The 1,377-nt window shown below is 59.2% G+C and carries 1 protein-coding gene; it reads left to right on the top strand.

The genetic code is table 11. The annotated features are described in order from the left end of the window. Window positions 1-487 precede the first annotated feature (487 nt). Window positions 488-1,377: MFS transporter (locus tag X742_RS140290; RefSeq protein WP_031248873.1), on the top strand; the 890-nt coding region annotated here is incomplete at its 3' end.

The following is a 1,377-nucleotide window of genomic DNA, read 5'->3' as shown; positions in this document are numbered from 1 at the left end:
TAGCAAGGCGCGCGCCTCTTCGATCGCGGCCCGGCAATCGTCTGCGTCTATCAGGGAATCGATCCTGTCAAAGATCTGCAAGCGTCCTCACTTTTCGAAAGCCCCACTCAGCATCGAACGCCGCTGATGAGTGAGTTTTCAACAAAAGAAAAGGGTCGCCTTTCGCGAAAAGGCATCGCTCGGCAGCGCGTCGATCAAGCATGGTGCCTCAAATGACATGTGAATCCCGGCTCACCAAGATGTGGTCGAAGNGGCAGCGCGTCGATCAAGCATGGTGCCTCAAATGACATGTGAATCCCGGCTCACCAAGATGTGGTCGAAGGCGAGTGAGCCGGCCCATTTCTGCGTCTCGGCCGCCTAACCACTGGTCAGGAGGAACTGTGGCCACATTTGTCGGGCAAATGGGTTCCATCTATTCTTCCAGCCGCCACGGTTCAGCCTAGATTACATGGGAAGCGACAAATAACGGAAAGCAAAGGTTCGCAAAATGAGTAGGGTGGCTGGATCAAACGAAGATTTGGCTGCACCAACGACCTTTGGGCCACTTCTGCAGCCCACCTTTCGTTCGATCTGGCTCGCGACGCAGGTTTCAAGCCTCGGCTGGTTGATGCAGACTGTCGCCATCAGCTGGCTGATGGCAACGATCTCGACTTCCGATCTGATNGTGGCGCTGGGCTTTGTCAGTCCGTGGATGATCCTCGGCTTCAGCTTCTTGATCGCAAGCGGCGGTGCTCTCAATGATCCGGCCTGGCAAGCGTCGGTTGGCGATATTGTGGATCGACGCGATGTTCCCGCTGCCGTCACCCTGCTTTCTGTTGGATTCAATACCGTCCGGACTGTGGGCCCGGCGCTCGGCGGCATTGTAGTTGCGTCGTTTGGGCTTATGGCGGCATTCGCGGTGACCACGCTCACCTATTTCGTACCCTTGGCCACTATTTGGCGCTGCAAGTGGAAGGTTCGTTCTTCCCCTCTTCCCCGCGAGTCGATGAGGACGGCGATCTATGACGGGCTGCGCTTCACGGCGATGTCATCGGAAATCAAGGCCGCGATCGCGCGCGGAACCCTCTTTGGCTTGGCGAGCATCGCCATACTCGCGCTGCTGCCGGTGGTTGTCCGCGATCAGCTGGGAGGAGGCCCGCTCGCCTATGGCGCGCTCATGGCCGGCTTCGGAACCGGAGCCGTCTTCGCTGGCCTCTCCAACAGCCGGTTCAGACGGAGCTTGTCGCAGGAGCGGCTGATGAGGCTCTCCTGCGTGGCCTGTGCGGCGTGTTCTCTCTCACTGGCAATGACATCGTCGATTGCGATGGCGGCAATTGCACTCGCCTTGGGCGGCGCGGGCTGGGTGACCGCCTGGTCCGGGGTTGGTGTGAGCGTGCA

Source organism: Mesorhizobium sp. LNHC229A00 (genome assembly GCF_000502415.1).
In the GTDB taxonomy this organism is placed as follows: domain Bacteria; phylum Pseudomonadota; class Alphaproteobacteria; order Rhizobiales; family Rhizobiaceae; genus Mesorhizobium.
This window is presented reverse-complemented; position numbering and strand designations above follow the sequence as displayed.